The organism is uncultured Zhongshania sp. (genome assembly GCF_963975605.1).
GTDB classification, from domain to species: domain Bacteria; phylum Pseudomonadota; class Gammaproteobacteria; order Pseudomonadales; family Spongiibacteraceae; genus Spongiibacter; species Spongiibacter aquimaris.
In genome coordinates, this window is record NZ_CAXBHN010000008.1 from 67,929 (window position 1) to 88,762 (window position 20,834).

At 48.3% G+C, this 20,834-nt stretch carries 15 protein-coding genes; 4 read left to right on the forward strand and 11 right to left on the reverse strand.

The window, feature by feature from the left end; translation table 11 throughout:
• Positions 1 to 12 precede the first annotated feature (12 nt).
• Complete coding sequence (locus tag AAC007_RS09190; protein ID WP_339676151.1) at positions 13 to 804, reverse strand: enoyl-CoA hydratase-related protein; 792 nt, start codon at positions 802 to 804, stop codon at positions 13 to 15.
• Positions 805 to 956: 152 nt separating this feature from the next.
• Here AAC007_RS09190 and AAC007_RS09195 point away from each other — a divergent pair, with 152 nt between their 5' ends.
• Positions 957 to 2,420, forward strand: coding sequence for an aldehyde dehydrogenase family protein (locus AAC007_RS09195; RefSeq protein WP_339676152.1), 1,464 nt, complete (start codon positions 957 to 959; stop codon positions 2,418 to 2,420).
• A 189-nt stretch (positions 2,421 to 2,609) separates the two neighbouring features.
• Positions 2,610 to 5,303 carry a LuxR C-terminal-related transcriptional regulator gene (locus tag AAC007_RS09200; protein ID WP_339676153.1) on the forward strand — a complete coding sequence of 898 codons (2,694 nt, stop codon included), beginning with the start codon at positions 2,610 to 2,612 and terminating at the stop codon, positions 5,301 to 5,303.
• Between the two features lie 231 nt (positions 5,304 to 5,534).
• Here the strand turns inward: AAC007_RS09200 and AAC007_RS09205 are convergent, their stop codons facing one another.
• The gene (locus AAC007_RS09205; protein WP_339676155.1) at positions 5,535 to 6,515 is read right to left on the reverse strand and encodes a helix-turn-helix domain-containing protein; all 981 of its coding nucleotides are present in this window, start codon (positions 6,513 to 6,515) and stop codon (positions 5,535 to 5,537) included.
• 144 nt (positions 6,516 to 6,659) lie between these two features.
• Here AAC007_RS09205 and AAC007_RS09210 point away from each other — a divergent pair, with 144 nt between their 5' ends.
• Positions 6,660 to 7,646: a nitronate monooxygenase family protein gene (locus AAC007_RS09210; RefSeq protein WP_339676157.1), complete on the forward strand. Its 987-nt coding sequence runs from the start codon at positions 6,660 to 6,662 to the stop codon at positions 7,644 to 7,646.
• A 180-nt stretch (positions 7,647 to 7,826) separates the two neighbouring features.
• Here the strand turns inward: AAC007_RS09210 and AAC007_RS09215 are convergent, their stop codons facing one another.
• On the reverse strand, positions 7,827 to 8,264 hold the full coding sequence (locus tag AAC007_RS09215) for an OsmC family protein (protein WP_339676158.1): 438 nt from the start codon (positions 8,262 to 8,264) through the stop codon (positions 7,827 to 7,829).
• Positions 8,265 to 8,607: 343 nt separating this feature from the next.
• On the opposite strand from AAC007_RS09215, the gene AAC007_RS09220 reads away from it, so the two are divergent.
• Positions 8,608 to 9,735, forward strand: coding sequence for a tetratricopeptide repeat protein (locus tag AAC007_RS09220; protein ID WP_339676160.1), 1,128 nt, complete (start codon positions 8,608 to 8,610; stop codon positions 9,733 to 9,735).
• A gap of 77 nt (positions 9,736 to 9,812) precedes the next feature.
• Here the strand turns inward: AAC007_RS09220 and AAC007_RS09225 are convergent, their stop codons facing one another.
• The 8 genes from AAC007_RS09225 to hflX all read right to left on the reverse strand — a co-directional run bounded on the left by AAC007_RS09225 (position 9,813) and on the right by hflX (position 20,817).
• The gene (locus AAC007_RS09225) at positions 9,813 to 12,452 is read right to left on the reverse strand and encodes a TonB-dependent receptor (RefSeq protein ID WP_339676162.1); all 2,640 of its coding nucleotides are present in this window, start codon (positions 12,450 to 12,452) and stop codon (positions 9,813 to 9,815) included.
• A gap of 112 nt (positions 12,453 to 12,564) precedes the next feature.
• The gene (locus AAC007_RS09230) at positions 12,565 to 14,250 is read right to left on the reverse strand and encodes a hypothetical protein (RefSeq protein ID WP_295874216.1); all 1,686 of its coding nucleotides are present in this window, start codon (positions 14,248 to 14,250) and stop codon (positions 12,565 to 12,567) included.
• Positions 14,251 to 14,523: 273 nt separating this feature from the next.
• Positions 14,524 to 15,816: an adenylosuccinate synthase gene (locus AAC007_RS09235; protein ID WP_219042629.1), complete on the reverse strand. Its 1,293-nt coding sequence runs from the start codon at positions 15,814 to 15,816 to the stop codon at positions 14,524 to 14,526.
• Between the two features lie 53 nt (positions 15,817 to 15,869).
• Positions 15,870 to 17,039, reverse strand: a complete 1,170-nt coding sequence (locus AAC007_RS09240) for an ATP phosphoribosyltransferase regulatory subunit (protein ID WP_339676168.1) — start codon at positions 17,037 to 17,039, stop codon at positions 15,870 to 15,872.
• A 35-nt stretch (positions 17,040 to 17,074) separates the two neighbouring features.
• Entirely contained in the window at positions 17,075 to 17,260 is a 186-nt protein-coding gene (locus AAC007_RS09245) for a DUF2065 domain-containing protein (protein ID WP_219042631.1), read from the reverse strand.
• 120 nt (positions 17,261 to 17,380) lie between these two features.
• On the reverse strand, positions 17,381 to 18,256 hold the full coding sequence (hflC, locus tag AAC007_RS09250) for a protease modulator HflC (protein ID WP_295874228.1): 876 nt from the start codon (positions 18,254 to 18,256) through the stop codon (positions 17,381 to 17,383).
• 1 nt (position 18,257) lies between these two features.
• Complete coding sequence (hflK, locus tag AAC007_RS09255) at positions 18,258 to 19,397, reverse strand: FtsH protease activity modulator HflK (protein WP_296436142.1); 1,140 nt, start codon at positions 19,395 to 19,397, stop codon at positions 18,258 to 18,260.
• A gap of 103 nt (positions 19,398 to 19,500) precedes the next feature.
• Entirely contained in the window at positions 19,501 to 20,817 is a 1,317-nt protein-coding gene (gene hflX, locus AAC007_RS09260; protein ID WP_339676172.1) for a ribosome rescue GTPase HflX, read from the reverse strand.
• Between the last annotated feature and the right edge of the window lie 17 nt (positions 20,818 to 20,834).

A 20,834-nucleotide genomic window follows, 5' to 3' on the forward strand; every position in this document is an offset into this window, starting at 1 on the left:
AAGCCCTCAAACCTATTCACGTTTTTTTGAATCTGCCAGGGCCGCTCCACAATCACCATTCAGCAGCGCGAATGCATTCCACGTAGCGACATATTCCAAGCCGTCACGAACCGAATTGTCGCGCGAGAACAACAGATTCCGTTTTACGCCCCTTATCGTAAGCGCAGACTTGCTGGCGATAAGCGATGCCAAGCGATCGGCCTCGGCATAAAGCGCATCCTTATCATCGAGAACCTTTGATACCAAGCCCATCGCCTTCGCCTCGCCTGCGTCAAACGCTTCCCCGGTATACATAAGTTCACTCAGGCGGGAAAAGCCAATAATGTGTCGCAATCTCTGTCCCGAGCCAACATCGGCAACAATGCCAAAATCGATTTCTTTGAGACAAAAACGGGCATCTGCCGAGCATAGACGCAAGTCACAGGCGGCAATCATATCCAGTCCCGCTCCAATACAGGCGCCATGATCAGCGGCGACGACGGGAACGCGCGTATCCTCGATCCGATTAAAGGCGTTCTGCAACTTTAAAATTTCCGCCCTCAAAGACTCGCATCCCAGAGCCAGATCATCACCACCTGCAAAACTAAACAGGTGCTCCAGCAGCTCCATGTCAGCGCCTGCGGAAAAGTGCCTGCCCTCGCCCTTGAGGATAATGACGCGGACGTCAGTCTGCTTATCGAGCCATTCAAGGGCTTGTGGCAACTCAGACCAAAAGCCCAGCCCCATCGCATTAGCCTTGGGCGCGTTATCGAGAACAAGCTCCGCAATGCCATTACTTGTGCTTACTCTTAGAAAGTTAAACATATAAAAATTAGGCCTAAACCATTAGTTTCAATACTGTTTTTTTACAATCAAGAATTAAACAGTGTTCTTTAGACACCCGTACCAAACTTTAGGTTGGTACGAGCAAACTTCGGCTAAGTGATGATGGACTCTTAAAAATTGGGGAGAACACTATGACAGACTTTGCACTACCGCCGTCGGCGCACTTCATAAACGGTGAGTGGAACTCAAGCAGCAGCGCAACCACCTACGACGTCAAGAACCCAGCTGACGGCAGCACCCTCGGCACAATTCCCTGCGCTGACCTTCCCATCGTTGACCACGCGGTGCAGAGCGCCAAACGAGCTTTAATAAATAAAGCATGGAGCGACATGCCGCCCTTAGAGCGAGGCATGCTAATGAACCGCTTGGCCGACCTGATTTCTGCCAATGCCGAAAAATTAGCCACAGTCGAATCATTGGACAACGGTAAACCCATTGCCTTTTCCCGTACCTTAGACATTCCACTGTGTGCGATGTGGTTTAGATACTTTGCCGGCTGGACAAGCAAAATATCAGGACAGAATTTACAACCCAGCTTACAAAGTGGTGGTAGCTTCCATTGCTATACACGAAAGGAGCCAGTGGGCGTTGTCGCGGCCATTGTGCCTTGGAACTTCCCACTGGTTCTAGCTGTATGGAAAATCGCTCCCGCCCTTGCAGCCGGCTGTACCGTAGTTCTCAAACCTGCCGAAGACACACCCTACTCAGCATTAATGCTTGCAGAACTTGCCGTTGAGGCGGGCTTCCCACCAGGCGTGCTTAATGTCGTGCTAGGTCAGGGAGATACGGGTCGACTACTGGTTGAACATGAAGGTATTAATAAGATAAGTTTTACTGGCTCCACCCAAACTGGCAAGGCTATTTTGCGTGCCGCGGCAAATGATCTAAAACGGATCACCCTAGAACTAGGCGGCAAATCACCCACAATCATCATGCCCGACGCCAATATGGATCTCGCGATACCTGGCGCCACCCAAGCGATATTTGTTAACTCAGGACAAATATGCTTCGCAGGCTCCAGACTGATTGTCCCCCGCAAAAGCATGAACCAAATAATAGATGGTGTTTCGACCGTCGCAAGTACCCTAAAAGTGGGCCCTGGTCTCGACCCAGAAACGCTAATGGGCCCGGTGATAAATCAGAAGCAGTTGAGCTCGATACTCGAAAAAATCGAAATGAGTATCAGCCAAGGCGCCGCACTTGTGCAGGGTGGCAATCGAATCGGAAGCTGCGGATATTTCCTTGAGCCAACGATACTGGTGACTGAAGACCGGAACAACACCGCCTTCAAAGATGAATTTTTTGGGCCAGTTCTGACGGTAACCCCATACGACGACATAGATGATATCGCAGACATCGCGAACGACTCATACTATGGACTCGCCGCGCATATTTTCACTGAAAATCTAGGCACAGCACACAAGTTAGCGGCCAAAGTAAACGCCGGCACCATCTGGGTAAATACCCAGCTGAATCCGGACCCGAATATACCCTTTGGAGGGTTCAAGCAATCTGGATGGGGACGGGAAAATGGTGAAGAAGTGCTCAGCAGTTACACCGAAACTAAATCTGTGATCATGTACTTAGGATCATAAATCCTGCGTGAATCCCCGTTTTAGCAAGCACAGGGGATTCACAAACATCCGAATCTGTGCAACAGACCGCGACAATATGAATTTGTCTGGACAATCCGGCGTATGCTATACAATCAGCCGATTACAATAAATCTAAACCGAAGATCAATCCGGTACGCCTAGCAGAATTATAAAATTCAGGATCCATCTATGCGCAGCTCACATGTCCGTTATGAACCACCCACATTTAACTTTAATATTGTTAAAACGGCGGGATTGGATTCATTAACAAAATCAAAGAAGTTGCCGGGGCGATTCTCGCTGATCAATGCACCAACCGGCTACGGAAAAACGGTGCTAATGTCAGCATTATTCAATCATTTCAAGGCCGGAGACACTGTCTGCTTTTGGACTTGCCTAGCGGAGACCGACCGAAGCTTTGAAAAAGTGATCACTCGACTCGAAAAACTTTTTGACGACGATAGTACGGGTTTCAACCAAGCTGAAAACGTTCATAAAAGCGATGCTCCGATAGAAGAGCGTATCGCTCATATAATCAAACACCTGACGTCAGAAGACAAAGATACCTTCCTATTTATAGATAATTTGGACTACTGCAAGGACGAAACACTAAGCGGACTTTTCGACTCACTGATATTCAACACACCAAATAATTTCCATGTCATTTGTGCTGCCACCACTGAACTGAATATGAGTTTGCATCGCATCATGCTCGAAGGTCATCTGATACATTACGACTTCAAGCAATTAGCGTTTAATAAGGTCGGGGTAAAAGCATTATTCGGCAATGCACTTTCTGAGCGCCTTGGCGACGACGGAATAGAAAAAGCACTGCGTATCAGTGAAGGATGGCCGGCGGCTCTTCGAATGATGCAAATTATTCTGAATAACGCAGACAACGCAATTGCAATCTTGGAGAAATTTTCCGGTGAGGATTCGGATATTGCAAGCCTTCTGCAGAGCCAGCTGTACAATAGTTTTGACGAAGAATTCAAAAATTTTCTTCTCGCCACGTCGCTCACAAAGAGCTTTTCAGCTCCGCTTTGCGAATTTATCAGTGGCAACAAGCAAGCGACAGAACACATTAAAAACCTTATCAATAATAATTTACTAATTATTCCATTAAACCGAGAAAAATCTGAATTCCGCTTACACTCCCTTTTTCGAGATTTTTTACGCGGTCAAGCCAAGCTCAAAATTGGCGACGAGGGATGCAGAGAAATACTGCGACGCGCATCGGTCTGGTGCGAAAATAAGCGGCATTGGGGTGAAGCAATAGACTACGCTTTAGAAGCGGATGACATAAATTTCGCCGTTGATTGCCTCGAACGGATTTCATCGGATTTTATCCGAGATGAAGGAGATTTGAGCACTTATATAAACTGGGTAGAGCAGATAATGCGCAACGGCAAGGAACCCAGTATAGAAACGGACTACTGGTATGTGTGGGCGTTGGTTTTTCACAGACGCTATGAGTACGCGGCACAACAAATTAAAAGACTGTCTCAGCGGTTACGAAATGACGACAGAGGGCCGGTGGACGATATGTTGCGTCGTCTAGAAATTATTGAAATTACATGTGCAACATATAGAGACATCCTCCCTCAAGTAACTAGTCTCGGCGAGCAATGGCTAAAATGTGATCTGGAAGATGACCCGTTTGACCGCGCAACAGTGGCATGTGCTACTGGTATTTCATACTGTGCGGAATTTAACTTCCCCAAAGCACGGGAATTTTTCCAAGCGGCGCAAATTAGCATCAGCCAATCCAATAGCGACTATGGCAAATCTTGGGTGGACGCACTTTCGAGCCTCGCCATGCTATATGAAGGAGATTATCTAAATTGCCACGAAAGAATAAGCCGATCTTTCGACAGAACGGTTGCCTCATCAGGGGCGAATTCAGGAATAACGAGCACTATTGCATCAGTGGCAGCCTACGTCGCAGCAGAGCTGGGTAAAGACAGCGATGTAATCAAATACCTTGAAGCAAGTAACAGCAGACTCACGACCCATGGCGTCGCCGATACTGCGTTCTTTTCCCTCGCCGCTTCGATAAAAATGTGGGCAACGCAACAAGGTGAGAACATCCGCCTTTACCAGCTACGAGAAATAGCCGAAAGTTATCCCAAAAGAGTCTCCGTACAGTTTAGCTGTGTTCTCATCCAGCGCCTACTGCGACTGAGAAGAAATTCAGACGCGCGAGATGAGGCTAAAAAACTTAATTTGGCAGAGCGAATAGAAGAATTTTCACACAATAAATACGCCTCATTTCTTATACGGCAAACATTGATTGACCTCGATATATGCGAAGGGAGAATCACTCAAACTGAAACCCTATTATCTGACGAAATTAAGCTCGCCAAGTCCGAGAATCGCGTTGGCAATTTGATTGAACTACACCTAATGAAAATGTCTGCGGAAATCTTTCGCGGCTCAACCTCAAACGCCACAAGAGAGTTTACTCGCGCCATTGGCTTGGCAGCAAAACGCCAGCATATTCGCCCTTTTCGAGACCGCGCCGACCACATCGCAGGGCTAGTTAACGAAAAAAAAGCCAAAAGTTGGGGCTTCGCAACAGATGAAGAGAAAAATTTCTTTCGGGAAATCTGCAAGTCACTCCCTATTGCAAATAGCGCGATATTGGAGCAGCTAGAAAGGCTCGATGTTGAAACGGTTCTCCTCGAACCTCCCACGCCAAGGGAGCTTGAGCTACTCCAGCTCATCGACGCCGGACTGACAAACCAACAGTTGGCCGACAGACTCTTTGTGTCTTTAGCAACCGTAAAATGGCATCTCCACAATTTGTACAATAAGCTAGAAGTTTCAAATCGCTCATCCGCAATTGCAAAATCTAGAGCATTGAATTTGATAGCCAAATAAAGCTGCAATTTTTTTAGACTTTATTTCGGAGACTTAAAGCCGGCTTTTCCTTGTATTTCCACCCGTATTAAGATCCACTTCCTGCCACCCTAGAAATATCTCAATCCTTTAGGCAAGAGAGCTAAAAATATAATACCTTTTAGAAGAACTTCTGCAAAAATTTTAAGCCGCTTAACTTTAGGCGTCGTAACTCACCAAGACAATCACAACTCTCAAAGTTAACGCTATTCACTAACTGAATTTCTGTCGATATGACCGTGGCGTCAGACCCGTTTTACGCTGAAATAAACGATTAAACGAACTGATATCCGCATAACCAATACGTCGCATTATTTGCTCAGACGACATGCCGGTGCTTTCCAATAGTTTTTTAGCCGCTTCAATACGCAAATTTTGCAAATAGCTATTGGGTGTATCACCCACTGCTTCTTTAAAACGTCGCATCAATGTTCTTGAGCTGACATGGCATTGCATAGCGAGAGCATCCAAGGAAAACGGAGACGTGAGATTTTTTTCAAGATGGTCCTGCGCCGACAGCACCAGAGCATCACTGTGCTCCTTTTGTCTTGGCAATATTAAATACGGTGTTTGCTGGGTTAAATTGGTATCGACCAATAATGTTTTGGCGCATAAAGACGCCACGGCTTTACCCATGTAGCGCTCAACTAGAATTAATGCCGTGACCATTTCAGCGCCATTTGCACCACCAGTTATTAGACGTTTTTCATCGACGACTAACTCGCCCGCGCGCAATTCAATATCGGGGTAACGCTGCCCAAACTGTTCCGCCAACCACCAGCTCGTGGTGGCAGTCAAACCACTCAACAAACCGGTTTCTGCCAATACGAAACTACTTGTGCAATGGGCGCAAATGATACAACCATTGGCGTACTGGCGACTGAGCCAGCTCACAATCGCGCTCATCGCCAACAATTTGTGACTGAAGGCTTTGCCGCCTGGGTAATTCATCGCAGGTAGAACAATGATACTTCCCTCGTCGAGGTCTACTAAGGCGCCGTCGACGGCAACCCGCAACCCCGAAGCGGTTCTAACCGGCGCACCGTCCTCGGATAAGACTTGCCACTCAAAAACACCTTCCTGCCGTTTGTACTGCTCACGCCAATGGGAGTTTGCGACTAAATATAAATCCTGTGGATTGGCCAAACTTCCCGCATAGCAATCTTCATACGCTAGCACATAGACCTTCGGCATTTTTCACTCCACTATGCACAACACCATCTCAAGCCCAAGTGTCACTATCAACGTATTTAATGTCAATACAGACACTACCCCGCGCTGGCGTAAGCCTATAAAGTACGCTTTCCAAAAAAGCCTTCCAAAAAGAGTATTACGACTATGTCACTCCCCGAACTGCTAAAAAATCGACTGCAATTGCCCGCTGTTGCCGCCCCCATGTTCTTGGCATCTGGCCCAGAGCTGGTCATCGAAACCTGCAAGTCCGGTATGGTTGGCTCTTTTCCCGCATTGAATCAGCGCAGTAGTGAAGGGTTTGAAGAGTGGCTCAACACCATAAATACAGCGCTGGCAAAATATGAGCAAGAAACGGGTAAAAGAGCGGCACCGTTTGCGGTGAATCTGATCGTCCACAAAACCAATCCTCGCCTTGAGGCAGACCTCGCCTTATGTGTAAAACATAAAGTACCGATGATTATTACCTCGCTTGGCGCAGTTAAAACAGTAATTGATGCAATTCACGGATATGGCGGCTTGGTATTCCACGACGTCATCAATGCACGTCACGCACGCAAAGCAGCAGACGCAGGCGTAGATGGTTTGATCGCCGTTTGCGCAGGTGCAGGTGGCCACGCGGGCAACACCAACCCCTTTGCACTGGTCGCAGAGATACGTGAATTCTTCGACAAGACGCTTTTGCTAGCGGGTGCTATTTCAAAGGGTAGTGATATTGCCGCCGCACGCATGATGGGCGCCGACCTCGCCTATATGGGCACACGATTTATCAATACCCAAGAAAGCTTGGTACAGCCTGAATACAAGCAGATGATCGTAGATTCTATGTCCAGTGACATCGTCTACACGCCAAATATCTCAGGGGTATTCGCCAACTTCCTCAAGCCCAGCATTGTGAACGCGGGACTAGATCCTAACAATCTGGAAGCTAAAACAGATATCGATTTTGGTGAAGAGTTAGAGGTAGATGCTGACCACAAAGACGGAGACAAAGCGGGCGGCGCATGGAAGCAAATTTGGTCTGCGGGCCAAGGCGTTGGCGCGATACACAATATTCCAACAACAGTTGAACTGGTGTCGACGCTGATAGCGGAATATCAAAGCGCGGCAACAGCATTTAATAAGCCATACTAATATGTAGCTTAACAACGCGCGGTGCCTCTATCTCGGCACCGCGTATTTCAACCCCGCCCCACAAACTGTAATGTGATGGTTACGGCTATTTCTTCAATCACTTAGCTTCAAGCGCGCATCTTTTAAACAACTCGCAAACGCAACTCACAGCCTTACTGCCTAATAAGTTAAATCAGCGATCTATTGCTTAACAATAAGCTCAATTTCCAGCCGCTTTTGCGCGGTGAGTGAATTGCTGACAATACAAATTTTCTCTGCTTTAGCCAGCAGTGTTTCTGCTTTCTGGCGCGAGGCCTCTGAATCTATGGTCAGCGCGACTTTCGTAACAATCTCGGTAAATTGCATTGTCCGCTCGACCTTATCGAGTACGCCGTCTGTCGTGCAACGGATGGCCTGCCATTCCAGCTTCGCGATAGAGGCAACCGTTCGAAATGATAAAACAAAGCAATTCGCCGCCGCGGCCAATAATAGCTCCTCCGGCGACCATTTATCGCCCGGACCACCAAATTGGCTCGGTGCATCAACGTCTAATGTAGGTAAATGATCAGCAGAGACCTGCAAATGGTTATCTGGCTTCGCGTTGACTACAACTGAATAGTGATGGGGCAAACTTTCCATTAGGTCATTCCTTTTTCAGTAATATAGCTAGATTAAAAATAGTGCCGGTATACCAGCGCCCGGCCTCTGACACCACATTGTATGATGCCAAGTAAGAAAGACACAGTGATTCCTGCAGGCCACCACCGTATGTATTTATCAAACGATGCTCATCGACAGTGAGGGGTACACAAGCGCTATAATCCACAGCAGCTGAAAACAGGTTTATATTTACATAAAATAAAGTATTTTCCACCACATACAGGCTTTCTGGTCGCGATTCAGTCTATAGTTAGCAATGCAGATACTGGTGCTTGAGAACAATGTGACGCACCATTTTTAAGATGAGACGCAGATACAAGCGATGCCAACATTCTCAAAAAATTTACTCACCGCCGCGATCATAAGCAGTCTACTAGCCTGCTCCAGCACCGACACCCGCGACGCTACTCAACTTGATATCCAGCCCCCCAGCGCTGAAGAAGTCACGGCGCTATTAAATCTCAAAAACAGCGGTGAAAATGTTGATGTTAGTGTATATCCCGAAGACAACATACTCGCGCTCAATGCAGAAATGCGCTACTTCGTAGAAGAGAATGTACCGGCCGCTCTGTCGCCACGCGCCCGCTTAAGTTATCTGCTCGACAGCATGATCAGACCCTCGCAGCTAGGTCTTGAATATGACCCCGGCATTACCCTCAACGCGACTGAAACATTTCAACAGCGCACCGGAAACTGCCTATCACTAACGTCACTATTTATTGCCCTCGCGAGAGAGGCAAAGCTAAATGCCTATTACAATGAAGTCACTATTCCGCCGAGCTGGGATATGGTTAGCGACAACAGCATGGTGTTCTACAAGCACATCAATGCCATCGTTGACTTTGGCAATGGTGACAAAGAAGTAGTCGACCTCAGTGTCGACAATTATGAATACCACTACCCCCAACATCAGGTGAATGAGCAGCAGGCCGCCGCACAGCATTACAATAATCGCGGCGCCGAGTTTCTCAACAGCGGCGAAAATGACAAGGCACATCTGTATTTTAGACGCGCGCTCTTTCTCGACCCGAAAGCGGGGCATATCTGGGGGAATTTAGGTACCTTACTTCGCCGACAGGGCCGCACTCTCGATGCAGAAATTGCCTATCGGCACGCGCTAACGCTTAACTCCAACGACCAAGTAGCTATTAGCAACCTGGGACGTCTTTATAGTGAGCAAGGTCAACACGCAGAAGCACGAAAACTGGAGATAATTGCTGAGAACTTTCGAAAACAAAATCCCTTTTTACTCTATAGCTATGCAAAGGCTGAGTATGAAAAAGGGGCTTACGAAGAAGCGCTAGATTTAATCCAGCAGGCTATTAAGCTGCGGAAAGATGAATATCGATTTTATAGATTTGCGTCTCTAATCTATTTTCGCCAAGGAAATTTAATTCGTGCTCAGCAGTTTTCTGATAAAGCCAGCAGACTTAAGCTGAGCTCAGAATAAGATATTAACAGGCACAAAAAAGGCGCCAACCGGCGCCTGATTTAGCAAATCCTTTGCTAAAAACGTTTAAGAATTTATTAATATTTCCAGCTCAGGCTTAAACCCACGCTAGTACCGACTTCTTGCTCAAGAATTTTGACGTTAGTACCGCTGCTATTCTTTTGCTCAAACTCGCGGCTTGAATCCAATAGATTCGTTACCTTGACTTTAAGTGAAAGATTTTCAGTTGGGTAGTAATTGTAAATTACATCCAGCGAGCCAAACGGCTGCTCAAACGCATCGTCATTACCCGAAGTACCAGCAAAGAAAATACGCTCACTAGATATGTTGTACAGTATAGATGCACTGTGACGCTCATCTGGCGAATCGTATCCCAATGACGCGTTAACAACATATTTAGAATGACCGGTTAGACGACGATCCGTATTAGTCACTTCATTGTTACTAGTGATGGCAATTTCCGAATCACTCAAGGTTACATTACCCGAAAGGAACAAACCCGCCGGCAATGTTTTAAGGCCCTCAAATTCAACGCCGTAAACTTCACCCGAATCGCCGTTGATGTAACGCAGTACCGTGTCATCATCTGAACCAGCGCCCTCAACCTGCTCAATCGGCCGTTCTAGATCCTTATAAAACAGCGATACCGTGAAGTTATCACCGCCGTCATAATAGAACTCACCACGCAAATCGAAGTTACTAATATCCGTTGTTTGTAACCCTGGATTACCAAAAACCCGGACATTTAGCTCGGGATCAATATAGGCAACATCCGCTAGTTCACGAAGATCAGGACGAACTACCGTCTCACTCGCACTAAAGCGAATTTGAAACTCATTGGCACCCAGCAAGCTCATACCCGAATAAGTCACGGCAAAACTTGAGTAGATATCATCATTCTGAACAGCAAACTTCTGATTGGGATCTTGCAACTGCTCAATTAACTGCTGATTAAACACACCGGTAAAATCGAGAAGGTTCACCGGCAACACAGCCTGCTGATACTCCTCCCAACGGGCGCCCAATGTAATGCGCCACTCTTCAGTCATCCGAAAATCTAAACCGCCGTACACCGCCCCTATCTTCTGAGCAGCAACGTAACTTTCATTACCGAATCCAGATCCCATCGCAAGATCAAAAACATTATTTAAGTCATTGATTCGCTCATCAGTGAATACCGTTTGCGGGGTACCGACCGTGGCATTCGTACCGATGTTCGCGGTATAGCCGTAGTACTCTCGAGTTTTTTCTGAGTTCCACCAACCTCCAGAAACGGTAAGTTCGCGACCGTCAATATCGATTGGCAATTCAACACGCCCACCCCAACTCTCCACATTATCTTCCAATGCAAGAAACTCAAACTGGCCAGCGGTAGACGACTGTGAAATGAAAGGGGTTTCTGGCGATGTGTTTCTATCGATAGAACCGGAAAAACTCGTCGCATTGGGAACATTTGTTGTGGCCTGAGCATCCGAGTAAAACCAGTCAAAGCTCAACATTTCCAACGCTGGCACTGGCGAAAATTTGCCCAAACGATGGCTACCCGTAATTTGCGTCAGCTCGAGCTCGCGCTCCTCTAAGCGAGTATCATAATTAACTCTGGGACGGTTTTCTGTTGCGGGATTATTGCTAGAAAATCCAGAAGTAATACTCGCCTCGTCAGCGTCGTTTTGAATAACATAGTGACTCAGCTGTATTGTATTATCTTCGGCGTACTCCGCGCCCAATACAATTGCCAAGGTTTTTCGCAGTTCGTAAACAGTCCGCTCAGACTCAGAGAAGTTATCGCTCGGATTACCGATACTGCGTTTAATCTGATTTTTATTACGATATTCTTCATCGTAGCCCCAATTTAAAGACGCGCCGAGTACTAAGTCGTCACTCACATCCCAAGCGTTGCCAAGATCGATTTTAATATCACGATCAGGATCTAGCTTGCCTTGGTTTAATGCCACATTGCGATTTAAAGATAGAATTAAATCGCGCTGCACTTGCTCCGCTTCTAAACGGCTAATAGCGTTACCGGCTGCATTCTCAATATCAAAGATGTTACTTTGCGACAAATCGCCTTTATACCGGCTGATTGCGTTTGTTAACGCCTGCGGCATCGATCCCGAATTATCCGAATAGGTTAATCCGTCATCACTTTCGGTATTAAAACCGGTCCCAATGCTAACTGCTGCAACAGGCCCACTTGGCACACTTCGAGTCCGAATATCAATCGCACCACCGCCAAAGTTAGCTGGTAGTTCCGGCCCCCACGATTTTTGAACCTTCAGAGATTCAACAATACTTGCAGGGAATAGATCCAAAGGAATAACGCTACGGGCCAAGTCAGGCGACGGCACGGCCGCACCATTAACTGTTACGTTGCTATAGCGCTCGCCAAGACCACGTATATAAATAAATTTACTGTCTACTAAAGTAACACCGGTTACTCGACGCAAAGCAGCTCCAATGGTTGAGTCACCGGCACGTGCGATGGCTTCAAAACCCAGAAAATCAGCCGAATAAGGTAATTCCAGGCGCTCATCAGTCAAAGAGGCAGCAACACTCTGTAATCGACCGACCACGACCACTTCCTCTAGCGAAGCCGGCGAGAATTGCTCGCTGGTATCTACGGCGACGCTCTGAGCCAAAGCCGTGCTGATCAGTCCGCTGCTTGCCACTGCTACGGCTATAGAAAGCTGCTTTCGCGCAAATCGTTTAATTAGCATAATCAAAATCCTAAGTGCTCAGGAAAATGCCCTCACGAGCGGAGGGCGTTCTAGCGCTGTACTTGCGGGTCGCAACCCGCATTTCCTGTGAAACAGGTATTACTTTTAATACTTAGGGATTAAGAGGAGCGCTTAAACCTACAGTCCAGCCAGCCAACCAGTCGTCGCCAGCATTTGCGCCACCGAGGTAGCTTGGTGTTTCAAAGTAAGCGTCAACCGCAGCCACATCGGTAAGTTGGGTTGCTTGGTCGAACACTGCGGTGCCATCAGCTTTAGTCAAAGTTGCAGCCGTTTTGTAACCTCGGCTACCAACACCACCAACAATCAAACTTTGCGCTGGAATATCGGCGCCACTTATAACCACGTTATTAACGTTGCTGTTTGCAGGTGTATCCGCATTACCACCACCAGCCAACCAATTGTTAATATCGAACATATCAACTCTGTTGCTTGCTTTCGTAGGCTCGCTACAAGCTATTAGGTTACTGCTTGCCTTACTTACACCGTCCTGCGCCGCTTTAATCGTTTGTGGACCTTCCGTGTTATCTAACTCAAAGCACTCGTTACTTGCCATGTTTACTGCGTTAGAGGTAACAATAGAGTTGTACATTTGGAAGAAAACGCCTTCGCGAAACAACGGCCCTTCGGAATCACCCTTAGAGGTAGCGTTGACACCACCGTTTTCATCGATACTTGATGTAATACAAGTCATGTTAGAGATGATCATATTAGTTGTTGGTGTAAACGCATCACTACGTCCGCCACCAGTGTTATCGCCTTCAATACAGCGGTTAGCACCTGAGGTGTGAACAACCACAGCGTATTGAATCATGCCGTTATAACCTTCTGAGTAATCGATTGAATCATCACCCACGTTAACAGCGACCAAGTGGTCAATATTCACCGCACCACCAAAAAACTCGAAGCCATCATCTTGCGAGGTATAGGCTTGTAGGTAGCTAAGAGTTGTACCACTGCCAACACCGTTAAAGGTAAATGCGTTAAGCTCGTTACCGTCGACAACCTCGAAACCTGCGTGCTTCACAACCACATATTTCATTACACCAGAGCTCTCAGCGTTGTTGTTACCACCGTAGGTCGCTGGCTGCCCCTCTGCTTCTTGGTTACAGTTATGCGGGTTATTCGCAGTGGCAGTGAAATCACTAACCGCACCTGTACCTGAACCAGTTGCAGTACCGTCATGACACTTGTTAGTCATACCGTTACCGTTGATTTGAATACCGCCCCAAAGACCGCGATCATCTTCAGTCGCAACGCCATCAATATCTTCGTCGGCAGTGAACGTGATCGGTGCGCCCTCAGTACCGTTTGCAAAAATTTGCGAACCGCGGGTAATACGCACATAGCTATCTGGACGTTTAAACACCATGGTGACGCCAGCTTCAATATTTAACTTTGTACCTTCGCCTTCTTGCAAAATTGGCGTACCTGATGCGGCCGCTTGGCTATCTACGTCCTCACCAATAAAGAGGCTGTCGGCAAATTCATGCACGCCGGAGATCGCAGAAAAAGTCACTTCGTCAGCAGTGATCGGATTCGTAGAGCTAACAAAGTTGGCAGAATAAAAGCAATCTGCACCCACTACCTGACCTTGGAATGTGTTGCCATTCTTAACATAAGACGCACACGGATTATTGTTGTTGCCACCGCTGTTATTCGAGCTATTATCTTGACTATTATCAATATTAGTAGGGCTTAAATTAATATCGCCGCCACCGCCACAAGCAACAAGCAGTAGGGCTGATGACATTGCTGTCAGTGCAAAAAGCTTTTTCATATTTACTATCTCCGAAACCAACTCTAAGGATTTTCTAGGATTGAATTTATGTAGCGTATGGTAGGGAGACTTGGTGACAGATATGTGAATAGTATGTTGCAGTTATGTGACACGTTGTGAGCGGAAACACCTTTTCATTTTTACGTAGAGACTAATAACGCACAGAGAATTAAATAGCGCTATAAAAACCGCCTGGCTAGGAATGCGGAGTACACAAACAAAAATGCCGCTGTAAACAGCGGCATTTTAACTTCCTAGCATCAGCTAAATTGCTTAGCCGAAGGGGTGGCGCAAGACAATTGTCTCTATCCGATCTGGACCAGTAGAAACGATATCGATGGGCACACCGACAATTTCTTCGATACGACGAATATAAGCGCGAGCATTTTCTGGCAATTCAGCTAGGGATTTTGCACCCACAGTCGATTCCGTCCAGCCTGGCATATCTTCGTAGATCGGTGTAATGGTGTTGTAATCTTCACAATCAAACGGTGCGGCGATTGATTCGCCAGCCGGGTTTTTATAGTCCACACACATACGAACGGTTTCTAAGCCATCCAGTACGTCAAGCTTGGTCAGACACAAACCGGTCACACTATTGATTCTGACCGCTTGGCGCAAACCAACGCCGTCAAACCAACCGCAGCGACGCGGACGACCAGTTGTTGCGCCAAACTCATGGCCTTTCTTCGCTAGATACGCACCCACATCATCAAAGAGTTCGGTAGGAAATGGACCACTACCGACACGGGTGGTGTATGCCTTGGTAATACCCAGTACGTAATCGAGATACAAGGGACCAAAGCCACTGCCGGTCGCGGTGCCACCTGCGGTGGTATTCGACGAGGTAACAAAGGGGTAAGTGCCGTGATCGATATCTAGTAGAGAACCCTGCGCACCTTCGAAGAGAATGTTCGCACCCTCTTCACGGTATTTATGCAACGCACTGGTTACATCCGTCACCATTGAACGCATTTCTTCTGCCATACGCAGCGCGTCATCAAGGGTTTTTTGATAATCAACCGCCTCAACTTTGTAATATGAGGTCAGCATAAAGTTGTGATATTCCATCACCTCTTTTAGCTTGAGCGCGAATCGCTCAGGGTTGTAAAGGTCGCCTAAGCGCAAACCGCGACGCGCGACTTTGTCTTCGTAAGCTGGCCCAATACCGCGACCGGTGGTACCAATTTTTGCTTCACCACGCGCCAATTCCCGCGCTTGGTCAAGTGCAACATGGTAGGGAAGAATAAGCGGACACGCTGGACTTAAACGCAGACGTTCGCGCACTGGCACGCCCTTAGCTTCAAGTTCGCCCATTTCTTTTAATAGGGCGTCGGGTGCCAACACCACACCGTTGCCAATCAAGCAGGTCACGCCTTCGCGCAAAATACCCGACGGAATCAAATGTAATACGGTTTTTTCGCCGCCGATAACCAAGGTATGGCCCGCATTGTGGCCACCTTGAAAGCGCGCAACAGCCGTCGCCTGATCTGTAAGTAAATCGACGATCTTGCCTTTGCCTTCGTCGCCCCACTGGGTGCCCAGCACCACTACATTCTTGCTCATATCCGCTTCTCTGGATAAAGGTTAATACACTGACTCACAACCACCGAGCCCAATTAATTCAGCGATACAACACACCACTGTTCTTGCTCTTTGCGAACTACCCTGTCACATGCCGCGTCAGCATCTTGTCCTGGTAAACCGCAAATTACCTTTTCACCCGACTCGCGCAAGGACTGCACAAACTGCCACTGCGCAGGACTCGGGTCGTAAGGTGCAAATATCGCCGCCGGCTCAGTCACCGGAGACAACAAGCCCAATAGAGCTTTTAAATCGATACTAAACCCAGTAGCCGGACGTGCGCGCCCGAATACTTCACCGATGTCGTCATAACGACCGCCCGACGCCAGCGCCTGACCGTGTTCGCGAACCAGTGCGGAAAACACAACGCCCGTGTGGTAGTGGTAACCACGCAGCTCGGCAAGGTCAAAATAGAACTGCAAGTCTGGAATACGCAGCGCCAAGGTTTCGGTTAGCTGCTCTAAACTGGCAATCGCCTCAATGGCTTCCGGAATATCAGCAAAAACCTGCCGACCTTTGGCCAGTACATCTTTGCCGCCGTGCAATTCGTTTAATGCCAACAGGTGCCCAGCGACACCGTCGCTCACCGGTAAATTCGCCACAAAAGCGCGCAATTCAGTCTTGGCTTTGCGCTGCAATATATCGAAATAACTCGCTTCTTGTTCAGCGTTTAGCGCTGCTGCCTTGATCACCGCACGGTATACACCCACGTGACCGGTATCTAAGGTAATGCCATCAAGTCCGGCAACCCGCAGGGTTTCCAGCATCAGGCAAATAATTTCTAAATCACTGGCTGGGCTGTTATCGCCGTACAATTCAGCGCCCAACTGAATGGGAGAGCGCGAGGCCAATGGCTTTTTAGGTTTGCTATGCAGCACGCTGCCGGCGTAACAAAGCCGGACTGGGCCTTCTCGACCCAAACTGTGCGCATCAATGCGTGCAGCTTGCGGAGTGATATCAGCACGCAAGCCCATCATTCTACCGGTGAGCTGGTCGGTTACCCGAAAGGTCAACAAATCAATGTCGCTACCCAAGCCCACCAATAATGATTCGGTGTATTCCAACATAGGTGGAATCACCAACTCATAACCCCAGCGTTTATAGAGGTCTAAAAGTTGCCGACGCAGTGCTTCAACCTGTGCCGCTTGTGCGGGCAACAGTTCCTCAACACCGTCCGGGAGTAGCCAACGATCTACCGAAGTCATACGCGATTTTTGCTCTCTTGATCAGCCATCAGACTTTATCGCAGCACACTCAATAAAATGAGGCCCGATAACATACTTATTAAACCGACAATGCGAACAGTTTTAGTGTCCATATCTGCCATCCGGTATGCTAGTAACCGCCATCTTTCTGGACTCAGAAACGGCAGCAAACCTTCAATAATAAGTACCAGACTGAGAGCCACTGACAGTTCCTGCCACATGCGCTTTGCCTGCCACAAACATAAAAAATCCGCGCTGCCCAAAGACGTTTCGGTCTCGGATCAGCCCGGATGTGTGAATGATACCACACTCCCCGCTATAGCGAGGAGTGAAAGGGTAACTTATCGCTTATCCGCACCCTGCTTCAGGTAACGGAAGAACTCGCTTTTGCTGTCGACGACCAAGAGGTCGCCTTTATTACTAAATGACGCCCGATACGCTTCTAAGCTGCGAACAAAAGCATAAAACTCAGGGTCGGCACTATAAGCCGCGGCGTAGGTGCGGGCTGCTAATGCATCGCCCTCACCGCGCAACACCTGCGCGTCACGGTAGGCGTTTGCACCGATAACAGTGCGCTGACGATCAGCCGTCGCACGAATTTTCTCAGCCAATTCGCGACCAGTAGAGCGATGCTCACGCGCTTCGCGCTCACGCTCAGACTTCATACGATCAAACACCGACTGACTAACCTGCGATGGCAGATCGATACGCTTAACTCGAACATCAACTAACTGGATACCAAATTCGCTAGTAGTGATCTCGTTGAGGTCGCGAGTTAAATCGGTCATCAACAAATCGCGCTCACCCGACACGACTTCGTGGAAGGTACGCTCGCCAAATTTGTTACGCAGCCCAGTATTAATACGCTGAGCCAATAAACCCTCGGCACGAATTTCCTCACCATTGGTCGCGGTATAGAACTTTTGAGTATCTATAACACGCCATTTGGCGTAGAAATCCACATCTAGTGGTTTTTTCTCGATAGTTAAAAACCGCTGAGTCGGCGCATCCAAGGTCAAAATACGACGTTCGAATTTACGTACCATGTGCACAAACGGAGTTTTAACATGCAGACCCACGGCGACATCGGGATCAACAATTTCACCAAACTTGAGCAGTACGGCCCGCTCAGTCTCACGCACGATATACAAAGAATTGAACGCCAGCACCAGCGCGCCCAGCAATAAAATGACAACGGTAAAGGAACGATTACCCATGTTAGCGACCCTCTCTGCGAGTGGTTTGCGTATCGCGGCGTAACTGCTCAACCACCTTATCTGTCAGCACACGTATATCGACTTCTTCTTGAGAACCCTTGCGAACAGTCGCAGATTTATCCATTAATTTATCGATTGGCAGATACAGCATATTGTTACCGCCATCGACATCGACCATCACTTTGGTCGCGTCAGTGTATAGGGTTTCTAGCGCATCTATATAAAGACGCTCGCGAGTTACCTGAGGTGCCTTGCGATACTCAGTAAATAAGTTTGCGAATCGCTGCGCCTCACCCTCTGCCCTTGCCACAACCTGCTCTTTATAGGCTTGTGCTTCTTCCAGTTGGCGCTGAGCCGCACCGCGCGCCTCAGGAATAATGCCATTTGCATACGCTTCGGCTTCGTTCTTTAAACGTTCGCGATCCTCTTTGGCTCGTGTTACGTCATCGAAGGCGTCCTGCACTTGCGACGGCGCTTGAGCGTCTTCAATATTGACCTTGGCTACCAAAATACCGCTTTGGTAGGTATCCAAATAAGCCTGCAGGCGCTGCTGAGTATCAACCGCAATCTGTTCGCGGCCTTCAGTAATAACCTGATCCATTTTTGAGCTGCCCACCACGTGACGCAGCGCACTTTCCAGCGCGTGCTCCAAGCTGAGCTCAGGGCTTTTTACTTTGAGAAGGAAATTGGCAGGATCGGCTACCGTGTATTGAACCGACAAGGCGACATCAACAATATTTTCATCTTCAGTTAACATCTGACCGCGACTGGCCACGCCACGTACTTTGGTCACATTGATCTTGTTGACTTCATCCATCAGCGGTGGATTCCAGCGTAGACCTGGCATTACCGTTTCGTGATACACGCCCAGACGCAAGACCACTGCCCGCTCCTGCTGGTCGACCTGATAAAAGCCGAACAAGCCCCAGACAATAACCGCTAACACGCCAAAGATAACAAACGTACTCGCGCCTATTTTGACGTCCCCACCATTACCTCCACCGGGTTTTTTACCCCCGCCAAAAATACTGTTGAGCTTTTCCTGAAGCTTTTTTAGCGCCTCATCTAAATCCGGCGGCCCTTGGTTTTTACCACCCCAAGGATCGTTGTCTTTGCCACCACCCGGCTCATTCCAAGCCATAGCCCTCTCCTATGTTATCGTATTGTTCGCTATTAAATTATCACGACCGTATTGGCCTTCGCACAGAATCAGCGATCCAACGACTTAATGTCCGGCGGGCAGTCTAGCAGAATTCTTCCTGCGTGCTAACCGGACGCGTCGAGTGCAAAAGCGCTTCGCTTACTGACTCGTTCGACAAAAATCGCTGCCAATCCGACTCCAGTAAGCGCAGCTGTAAATTCTGCGAGCCATCGTCATTAAGTTTTTCATCAAGCACTGCGCCGAGCCCGTAAAGTAAGGCCCGCAATCGGCCTTGCCCCGCAGTCAAGGTAATAGTTGTTTCACAAATTTCATTACCGAGAATGTCACTTAAGGCCTCATAAAAAAGCGCCAAGCCCTTTGAATCGCGAGCTGAAAGCCAAACTCGCACTGGCCTACCGGTATCGTCACGCTCTATACGCGGCTCGACATCAATCAGGTCAGTTTTGTTATAAACCTCAAGCAGCGGAATATCACCCGCGCCGATTTCCGCTAACACACCAACCACTTGCTTTATATTGTCGCTGCGCTCAGGGTCCGCGCAGTCAACAACATGGATCAGCAAATCAGCCATCGCGGCCTCTTCCAGCGTTGCTCGGAATGCCTCGACCAGTTTATGGGGGAGATGGCGGATAAAACCAACCGTATCGGCCAAAATAACGGGGCCGACGTCACCTACCTGAATACGCCTAACCGTCGGGTCAAGCGTCGCAAACAACTGGTCCGCGGCGTAGACCTCCGAGGTCGTCAGCACATTAAAGAGCGTCGACTTACCGGCGTTGGTATAACCCACTAAAGATAAGGCGGGGATCTCAGCGCGACGCCGCGCCCGCCTAGCCTGTTCGCGCTGCTTGCGAACCTTTTGCAGCCGCGCCTGAATACTCGTAATACGCGCACGCAATAGTCGGCGGTCAGTTTCAAGCTGAGACTCACCCGGCCCCCGCAAACCAATACCGCCTTTTTGCCGCTCAAGATGCGTCCAACCCCGCACGAGACGTGTGGACATGTGCTGAAGCTGGGCAAGTTCAACCTGCAACTTACCCTCATGGGTATTCGCACGCTGAGCAAAAATATCGAGAATCAAACCAGTACGATCAAGCACGCGACACTGCAGCTCGCGCTCGATGTTGCGTTCTTGACTGGGAGAAAGGGCGTGATTAAACAGCACGATCTCGCCTTCATTGGCGATTAGCGCTTCGCGAATTTCTTCGAGCTTACCGGTACCGACGAATAGTCGAGCATCCGGCCGCTGACGCGAGCCGGTGATGAACGCAACCGGGTCCCCCCCTGCGGAGGTGACCAGCTGCACAAATTCGTTGGAATCTTCTCGCTCGTTCTCACTGTGAAAATCCAGATGGACGAGAATTGCACGCTCACCGGAATTAGGTCTTTCAAATAGCAAGGACGAACCTCAATTCA

Coding starts and splice junctions, on each gene's coding strand:
- AAC007_RS09190 (WP_339676151.1), bottom strand. CDS start 804: ATGTTTAACTTTCTAAGAGTAAGCACAAGTAATGGCATTGCGGAGCTT.
- AAC007_RS09195 (WP_339676152.1), top strand. CDS start 957: ATGACAGACTTTGCACTACCGCCGTCGGCGCACTTCATAAACGGTGAG.
- AAC007_RS09200 (WP_339676153.1), top strand. CDS start 2,610: ATGCGCAGCTCACATGTCCGTTATGAACCACCCACATTTAACTTTAAT.
- AAC007_RS09205 (WP_339676155.1), bottom strand. CDS start 6,515: ATGCCGAAGGTCTATGTGCTAGCGTATGAAGATTGCTATGCGGGAAGT.
- AAC007_RS09210 (WP_339676157.1), top strand. CDS start 6,660: ATGTCACTCCCCGAACTGCTAAAAAATCGACTGCAATTGCCCGCTGTT.
- AAC007_RS09215 (WP_339676158.1), bottom strand. CDS start 8,264: ATGGAAAGTTTGCCCCATCACTATTCAGTTGTAGTCAACGCGAAGCCA.
- AAC007_RS09220 (WP_339676160.1), top strand. CDS start 8,608: ATGCCAACATTCTCAAAAAATTTACTCACCGCCGCGATCATAAGCAGT.
- AAC007_RS09225 (WP_339676162.1), bottom strand. CDS start 12,452: ATGCTAATTAAACGATTTGCGCGAAAGCAGCTTTCTATAGCCGTAGCA.
- AAC007_RS09230 (WP_295874216.1), bottom strand. CDS start 14,250: ATGAAAAAGCTTTTTGCACTGACAGCAATGTCATCAGCCCTACTGCTT.
- AAC007_RS09235 (WP_219042629.1), bottom strand. CDS start 15,816: ATGAGCAAGAATGTAGTGGTGCTGGGCACCCAGTGGGGCGACGAAGGC.
- AAC007_RS09240 (WP_339676168.1), bottom strand. CDS start 17,039: ATGACTTCGGTAGATCGTTGGCTACTCCCGGACGGTGTTGAGGAACTG.
- AAC007_RS09245 (WP_219042631.1), bottom strand. CDS start 17,260: ATGTGGCAGGAACTGTCAGTGGCTCTCAGTCTGGTACTTATTATTGAA.
- hflC (WP_295874228.1), bottom strand. CDS start 18,256: ATGGGTAATCGTTCCTTTACCGTTGTCATTTTATTGCTGGGCGCGCTG.
- hflK (WP_296436142.1), bottom strand. CDS start 19,397: ATGGCTTGGAATGAGCCGGGTGGTGGCAAAGACAACGATCCTTGGGGT.